Here is a 7,500-nt window from a genome sequence, read left to right as displayed (position 1 = left end):
CAGTGACGACGGATGCAGCGCAACACAGCGGTTGGCGACCTTTTGCGACACCATCTTAATTCAACATTATTTAACTTAACGTTCAACATTGATTTGATCTTATGAACTTTACACACCTTCATCTTCACACCGAATACAGTCTCCTTGATGGGGCCATAAGACTCAAGGATCTGTTCCCGACCGCAAAAAAATGTGGTTATGAGGCCGTGGCCATGACAGACCATGGCAACATGTACGGCGCCTTGAATTTTTATGAACAGGCGATGAAACACGATATAAAGCCAATTCTTGGCTGTGAGATGTATGTAGCCCCCAAGGGGATAAATGACAAGGGCGCAAAGGGTGCAAAAGATGCAGGCTTTCATCTCGTGCTTCTTGCGCAGGACAACGACGGCTACAAAAACCTCTTGAGGCTCGTAAGCATTGCCCATCTCGAAGGATTTTATTACAAGCCTAGGGTAGATCTGGATTTGCTTAAGGAATACAATAAAGGGCTGATCGCCCTTTCGGCCTGCCTTCATGGAGAGGTGGCCTACAACATGCTTCACGGCGGGATTAATGAAGCAAGGAAAAAGGCACAAATATATGCAAGGATCTTTGATGGACGTTTTTATCTGGAACTCCAGGAAAACGGCATCCCTGAGCAAGCAGAGGTAAACAAAGGCCTTATGGATATCGGCAGGGAGCTGGGCCTCCCGATAGTCGCCACCAACGACTGCCATTATTTGAATGCAAAGGACGCCATGGCCCACGATGTGCTCTTATGCATCCAGACCAACAGGACAATAAACGACAAGGGCAGGATGCGCTTCTCAACCGATATGCTCTATTTTGCCCCGCCCGAGGAGATGGCCAGGCGTTTCAGCTATGCACCTGAGGCGCTCTCAATTACCAAAGAGATTGTCGAGAGATGCAATGTCACGCTCGAATCGGGAAGATATCACTTTCCGGTTTACCCGATCAAGGAAACTGAAAGTTATGACGGCCTGTTCGAGGCCAAGGCGAGGGAGGGTTTTGAAAAACGGGCTAAGGAGCTCGGGCTCGATGAAGAGACCCGAAGGCTTTATCTGGCGAGGCTCGAAGAGGAACTTGAGGTCATAAAAGACAAAGGCTTCGCCTCATATTTTCTCATAGTCGCCGACTTCATCAATTGGGCCAAGTCCAAAGGGATACCGGTAGGGCCTGGGCGCGGTTCAGCCGCAGGTTCACTGACGGCCTACTCGATGGGGATCACCGAGCTCGATCCGGTGCGCTACGGCCTCTATTTCGAGCGCTTTCTTAATGCCGAAAGGGCATCCCTGCCCGATATAGACGTGGATTTCTGCATGAACCGCAGGGATGAGGTCCTCGACTATGTAACCCAAAAATACGGTGGGGAGGGATATGTAGCCCAGATCATCACATTCGGCCAAATGAAGGCAAGGGCGGTCATAAGGGATGTAGGCCGCGGTCTTGGGATGCCATATCCGGTAGTAGACCGAATAGCAAAACTTGTTCCAGCCACGCTTAATATAACCCTCGACAAGGCCATCGAACAGGAGCCAAGGTTTAAGGAACTGGCTGAAAAAGACGAGCAGGTCGCGAAGCTCCTGGAAATAGCAAAGGCGCTTGAAGGTCTCCCGCGCCACGCCTCGACTCACGCTGCCGGCGTGGTCATATCGGACAGACCAATGGTTGAACATTTACCGCTCACAAAAGGTCAAAAGGGTGAGACGGTCACGCAATTCGACATGAAGTGTGTTGAAAAGGTAGGGCTCATCAAGTTTGACTTTTTGGGTCTCAAGACACTTACTGTAATAGACGATGCAATAAAGATCATCAAAAAGCACCTTGGGGTCGAGGTCGATATAAACAAGATACCTCTTGACGATACTGATACTTATGAACTCCTGTCTAGGGGTGACACGACCGGTGTTTTCCAGCTTGAAAGTCCGGGCATGAAGGATCTCATAAGAAAGATGCGGCCGTCAATATTCACCGATCTGATAGCCCTTGTAGCACTGTACAGGCCAGGTCCTCTCGAAAGCGGAATGGTAGACCAATTCGTAAAGGCGAAACACGGCGAAATAAAGGTTAAATACCTGCTGCCCGAATTGGAGCCAATCTTAAACGAGACATATGGCGTAATCGTATATCAGGAGCAGGTCATGAAGATCGCCCAGACGCTTGCCGGTTATAGCCTCGGTGAAGGCGATCTTCTGAGACGCGCTATGGGAAAGAAAAAGCCGGAAGAGATGGCTGCCCAGCGGGACCGCTTCATCTCAGGCGCCAAGGCCAAGGGTATACCAGGCGATAAGGCGGCGACCGTTTTCGATCTCATGGAAAAATTCGCAGGCTATGGTTTCAACAAGAGCCATTCCGCTGCCTATGCGTTGATCGCATATCAGACTGCCTGGCTCAAGACCCATTACAGGGCACCTTTCCTCGCCTCGCTCCTTTCAAACGAATTGGGTGACACGGATGGCGTAGTAAAGTACATCAGCGAATGCAAAACAAGCGGCGTAAAGGTGCTGCCGCCTGATATAAATCGGAGTGACGAGGGTTTTACCCTGGATGGCGACGCCATACGCTTCGGCCTGGCGGCAGTCAAAAATGTAGGGGTAGGTGCCATAGAGTCCATTATAAAAGAACGCGGACGTCGGCCATACGACGACTTTGAAGACTTCTGTTCAAGGGTAGATTTAAGAAAGGTGAACAAAAGGGTTATTGAGAGCCTGATAAAATGCGGTGCTTTTGATTCGCTGGGACATAAACGCTCTCAGCTGATGGAGGTCCTGGATCAGGCACTCGATCTCGGCCAGGCTGCAAAAAAGGCCCAAGACTGTGGCCAGAAATGCCTTTTTGATGGCGCTTTTGAGCAGGATGTCGGCAGGCCCAGGGTCGGATTCCTCAAGCTGCCAAATCTACCTGAGTGGCCTGAAAGCGAGCTTCTTTCAATGGAAAAGGAGGCCTTAGGTTTTCATATAAGCGGTCATCCACTTGACCCATATAGAGATAGCCTGCAAATGATGGGCGTGGTCTCTACAGAAGAGGTGGTTGGTTTCCCCGATGAAAGCAGGGTGGCCTTGGCAGGCATAATAAAGAGAAAGAAGGAAATCGTCACAAAAAAAGGGGAGCGCATGGCCTTTCTGCTGCTTGAAGACCTGCATGGCTCCATTGAGGTCGTATGCTTCCCTGAACTTTATACAAAGACGAGGGAGGCCTTGGCTGGAGACCAGCCAATTTGGGTGAAGGGGTCATGCCAAAGGGACGATGACGAGGCTGGATTGCTGAAGATTATAGCCGATGCAATAGAACCGCTTGAGGAGATCGGTAAAAAGAAGACCACAGGTCTTATAATAGAATTAAACGGTGGGAATACCGGCCTATGGGTCATTGAAGCACTCAAAGACATAATAACCAACCATCCCGGGGCCTGTCCGATCAAATTAGCCATAGCTATGCCAGGGAAAGGCAAGGTGACGCTGAAGTTGCCGGAAAGCCTTAATGTCGCCCTGGACAACGAATTTTCCGCTGCCGTAAATAACCTTGTAGGTTATAATGGACTCCAGCTGGAATACGGTCAGGTATAAGCAAAGGGGGAAATATGTCATTATTTGCACAGGCAGGCCGCAAAAATACAGCTGATTCGATTGAGAGGCTTAAGGAAGGAATAAGGGAATACGGTATAGGCCAGGTTGTGGTTGCCTCAACATATGGGGATACAGGCCTTGCCGCAGCCAGGGCACTCAATGGTTTCGGGACCAAGGTGGTGGTTGTAACCCACAACGTCGGGTTCAAAGATCCAGGCCAAATAGAGATGAGCAAGGAAATGAGGCGCGAGATAGAAGGGCTCGGTGCAACGGTCTATACCGGCACTATGGCATTCAGAAATATAGGTACGGCGATAAGGGAAAAACAGGGTTACTGCCAGCAGGATCTGATCGCCAACACCTTGAGACTGTTCGGTCAGGGGGTGAAGGTCTGCGTCGAGATAGTGCTTATGGCCTCTGACGCCGGACTGATAACCACTGAAGACTGCCTCGCTGTGGCCGGTACGGGCCGCGGCGCCGATACAGTCGCACTCATAAAGCCTGCGCCATCGAACAGACTCTTTGACCTCAAGATCCGTGCCATCCTGGTAAAACCCATGGATTGGTAAAGAAATTAATGACAAAAAACTCGATCAGGATAGTATGTCAAAACCGCAGGGCGCGGCATGAGTATCAGATAGACGATATATTTGAGGCCGGCATTATGTTGCTCGGTCCAGAGGTGAAGTCCCTGAGAGATGGAAGGGCCAACCTGGGCGATGGATATGCGGCCTTTCATGGGGGGGAACCTTGGCTATACAACGTACACATCTCACCGTATCCCAACGCCTCAGATGCGTTCCATATTGATCCCATCAGGCCTAGAAAGCTCCTGCTTCATAAGGCGGAAAATAGAAAATTAATTGGAAAGCTGGAGGAGCGCGGCTATACGCTCATTCCCCTCAAGATATATTTCAAAGACGGCAAGGCAAAGGTGGAATTGGGCCTTGCAAAGGGCAAAAGGCTATATGATAAGCGCGAGGCCGTAAAAAAGAGGGAGACCGAGCGCGAACTTAGGAGGCGGTACAATATAAGATAGTTACAAGGCGGCTGGCCAGCTGAATTTATTTTTGCGCGGGCATTGACACTTCCACATTAATCCATATATTCTAATTCAGAAATATATTATTATTTGAAAATTTTAAAGATCTGATGCCCATATAATTATTACAAAGGGGGCGAACCGGTCTCGACGGAGGTATGGAAACTTAAGTTGCGTGTCGAGGGGCTGCGACCTCGTTAAAATGCAGATAAAAAAATAAACGCCAACTCAGAATACGAGTACGCACTGGCTGCTTAGTTCAGCCAGCACCCATCCCAGTAGGCCTACAAGCTGGGTCTGGGTGACGGTTCAGTAGGCTGGCTTCTGGACGGCGCCTGTTTGCCCAGAGGTGAGATCTTTACAGGATAGCCTGGTTCCATCTTGCCAGAGAAGAAGGTATCGGGCGAAACCTTAAATCTCAGGCTACACACGTAGATACTTAAGTGGAATACTTTCGGACGCGGGTTCGATTCCCGCCGCCTCCACCATTTGAAAAAGACAACTCGTCTCTCGGAGGTCATTCTCTGAGGCGACAGGTTTTCTATTTTCCCTTGTTTTCAAAGGGTTTGCGCTCGTTTCACATCTTCCAGGACTCGCTGCTCACCCGTCGGATTCTTTCTCCTTCCCCGCCTTTCATTTCCTCTCTAGCCTGGTCGACCTCCAACCCTGGGAGGGCGACAACGGCTACGCTCTTGATACCAGCTGCCACTAACTGTAAATTACATAAGTTAGATTAGATAAAATGACATGAAACCTGCCTTGCGGCCAGAGAGGTGCGCTTGATGGAAGAAAAACCAGGTGATGTCCTGACCATCGAAGAGTTGTCTGCCTACCTGAAGATATCGAAGTCCACGCTCTACAAGCTCGTTCGGGAAGGCAAAGTCCCGTGCCAGAAGATTGGCCGCCATTGGCGCTTCCGGAAGGAAGCCATTGACCGCTGGCTGGAAGACCAGCCTGTCGTGCCGAGCGCTGTGCAGGTAGGAACGTACGGCGATACGACAAATCGGCAGGACAGCCGGTTTGGACGCGCCGAGGGCGTGCCCAAAGGGCGAGGGCCAGGGAAGGCCTGAGTCAAAGACGGAAGAAACGAGTAATGGCGGAGCCCTTGGCGGATCAGGTCCTGCGAAAGATTGGCGAGGTGTGCTCTCTCTATCACCGCCTGATCCTGATGGTGGGGCCGGCGGGAAGCGGGAAGACGTCCGCGTTGCAGGAGGTGTCGGCAAGGGCCTCTGCACCGCTCATCAACGTCAATCTCGAATTGTCTCGCCGGATGCTGGACCTGACCGAACGCCAACGGGCCCTGCAGGCTCCAAGGCTCTTAGGCGAAATCGTGGGTGAAGCCATGGGTGCCTTGCCTGCCGCTACGCTCGCGGCGCAGGCAGGGCTGGTTTTGCTCGACAACATCGAGATCCTTTTCGATGTCCACCTGAAGCAGGATCCTTTGCGTCTGCTTCAGGGATTGTCTCGGAACAAGATGGTCGTGGCCGCCTGGAACGGATCCATTGTGGGTGGTCACATGACCTATGCCGTCCCAGGCCACCCCGAATACCGCCGCTACCCGATTCGCGATTTGAGCATCGTCGACGCGTCCAGCGTCGAGCGTCACGCATCGTCAGGGAGATGGTCATGAGCAAGATCGAGTGCTTTGAGGACATCCAGGCCTGGCAGGAGGCCAGAATTTTGATCAAGGAGAGCTGCGCGATTTCTGGAAGTGGGCAATGGGCCAAGGACTATGCCCTTCGGGACCAAATTCGCCTGGCGTCAATCTCCGTTTTGACGAACTCTACGAACGATGCGCAAGGAGCCAGATACCTTGGCAGCTTCATCCGCTACCTGCGAAACAATGACGCACGGCGCATGACGTGCGACCCGGAGACACAACCATGAAATACAGAGACCTGATCCAATTCGAGCCTATCGAGTCCGTAGTCCAGCTACTGGACGCCGATGAGGCCGCTGCTGCCCGGCAGCTTGTCCAGACCTACGTCATCTCTGGAGAGATGGCTGAAAGGTTGATCAGCCTGGTCATTCCTCAGCTTCAGTTCGACCAGCCCATGGACAACAAGGGGCTGCTGGTCGTCGGCAACTACGGCACCGGTAAGTCGCACCTCATGTCCGTGATCTCCGCCCTGGCTGAAAATAGCGATCTTGCAACGCATCTGAACGACAAGAGCGTGGCCAGCGCCGCCGGCAAGATCAGCGGGCGCTTCAAGGTGGTCCGAACCGAGATCGGCGCGACCACCATGTCCCTGCGCGACATCCTCGTGGCCGAACTGGAGGAGCACCTGGCCGCAATGGGCGTGTCTTATTCCTTCCCGCCCGCGGATAAGGTGTCCAACAACAAGCGTTCCTTCGAAGAGATGATGACCGCCTTCCACCAAGTGCATCCCGACCACGGTCTGCTCCTGGTGGTGGACGAACTGCTCGACTACCTGCGCACCCGCAAGGACCAGGAACTCATCCTCGATCTCAACTTCCTGCGCGAGATCGGCGAGGTCTGCAAGGACCTGCGGTTCCGCTTTATCGCCGGTGTCCAAGAAGCCATTTTCGACAGCCCCCGCTTTGCCTTTGTCGCCGAGAGCCTCCGCCGGGTCCAGGCCCGCTTTGAGTCGGTCTTCATCGCCCGCCGGGACGTCAAGTTTGTCGTGGCCGAGCGGTTGCTGAAGAAGAGTGGCGAGCAGCTGGTCAGAATCCGCGAATACCTGAGCCCTTTTGCCCGCTACTACGGCCGCATGAGCGAACGGATGGACGAGTTTGTCCGTCTCTTCCCGGTACATCCCGACTACATAGATACTTTCGAGCGGATCTCGGTGGTGGAAAAGCGCGAGGTGCTGAAGACCCTGTCCCTGGCCGTCAGAAAGCGGCTCGAATGGACAATGCTACGCC

At 52.5% G+C, this 7,500-nt stretch carries 7 protein-coding genes and 1 other RNA gene; all 8 read left to right on the top strand.

Annotation, left to right across the window (positions count from 1 at the left end; genetic code table 11):
* Window positions 1–101 precede the first annotated feature (101 nt).
* Entirely contained in the window at window positions 102–3,572 is a 3,471-nt protein-coding gene (gene dnaE, locus ACP5SG_RS08750; protein ID WP_424661849.1) for a DNA polymerase III subunit alpha, read from the top strand.
* A 14-nt stretch (window positions 3,573–3,586) separates the two neighbouring features.
* The gene (locus tag ACP5SG_RS08745; RefSeq protein WP_237888917.1) at window positions 3,587–4,141 is read left to right on the top strand and encodes a hypothetical protein; all 555 of its coding nucleotides are present in this window, start codon (window positions 3,587–3,589) and stop codon (window positions 4,139–4,141) included.
* Window positions 4,142–4,149: 8 nt separating this feature from the next.
* Window positions 4,150–4,611, top strand: a complete 462-nt coding sequence (gene smpB, locus ACP5SG_RS08740; protein ID WP_237888916.1) for an SsrA-binding protein SmpB — start codon at window positions 4,150–4,152, stop codon at window positions 4,609–4,611.
* A 135-nt stretch (window positions 4,612–4,746) separates the two neighbouring features.
* Window positions 4,747–5,102, top strand: a transfer-messenger RNA (tmRNA) gene (gene ssrA / locus ACP5SG_RS08735).
* Window positions 5,103–5,396: 294 nt separating this feature from the next.
* On the top strand, window positions 5,397–5,684 hold the full coding sequence (locus ACP5SG_RS08730; protein WP_330873313.1) for a helix-turn-helix domain-containing protein: 288 nt from the start codon (window positions 5,397–5,399) through the stop codon (window positions 5,682–5,684).
* Between the two features lie 23 nt (window positions 5,685–5,707).
* Window positions 5,708–6,244, top strand: coding sequence for a BREX-3 system P-loop-containing protein BrxF (gene brxF / locus ACP5SG_RS08725; protein WP_237888915.1), 537 nt, complete (start codon window positions 5,708–5,710; stop codon window positions 6,242–6,244).
* Window positions 6,241–6,501, top strand: a complete 261-nt coding sequence (locus ACP5SG_RS08720) for a four helix bundle protein (RefSeq protein ID WP_237888914.1) — start codon at window positions 6,241–6,243, stop codon at window positions 6,499–6,501. Before brxF ends, ACP5SG_RS08720 begins: the two co-directional genes overlap by 4 nt.
* The coding region (locus ACP5SG_RS08715) for a DUF6079 family protein (protein WP_428123611.1) at window positions 6,498–7,500 on the top strand (1,003 nt) is incomplete at its 3' end. The genes ACP5SG_RS08720 and ACP5SG_RS08715, both read left to right, overlap by 4 nt.

The organism is Dissulfurimicrobium sp. (genome assembly GCF_049968175.1).
In the GTDB taxonomy this organism is placed as follows: Bacteria; Desulfobacterota; Dissulfuribacteria; order Dissulfuribacterales; family Sh68; genus Dissulfurimicrobium; species Dissulfurimicrobium hydrothermale.
This window is presented reverse-complemented; position numbering and strand designations above follow the sequence as displayed.

What these genes read in the sequence shown, in the direction of transcription:
- dnaE (WP_424661849.1), top strand. Translation starts at nt 102, where the DNA reads ATGAACTTTACACACCTTCATCTTCACACCGAATACAGTCTCCTTGAT.
- ACP5SG_RS08745 (WP_237888917.1), top strand. Translation starts at nt 3,587, where the DNA reads ATGTCATTATTTGCACAGGCAGGCCGCAAAAATACAGCTGATTCGATT.
- smpB (WP_237888916.1), top strand. Translation starts at nt 4,150, where the DNA reads ATGACAAAAAACTCGATCAGGATAGTATGTCAAAACCGCAGGGCGCGG.
- ACP5SG_RS08730 (WP_330873313.1), top strand. Translation starts at nt 5,397, where the DNA reads ATGGAAGAAAAACCAGGTGATGTCCTGACCATCGAAGAGTTGTCTGCC.
- brxF (WP_237888915.1), top strand. Translation starts at nt 5,708, where the DNA reads ATGGCGGAGCCCTTGGCGGATCAGGTCCTGCGAAAGATTGGCGAGGTG.
- ACP5SG_RS08720 (WP_237888914.1), top strand. Translation starts at nt 6,241, where the DNA reads ATGAGCAAGATCGAGTGCTTTGAGGACATCCAGGCCTGGCAGGAGGCC.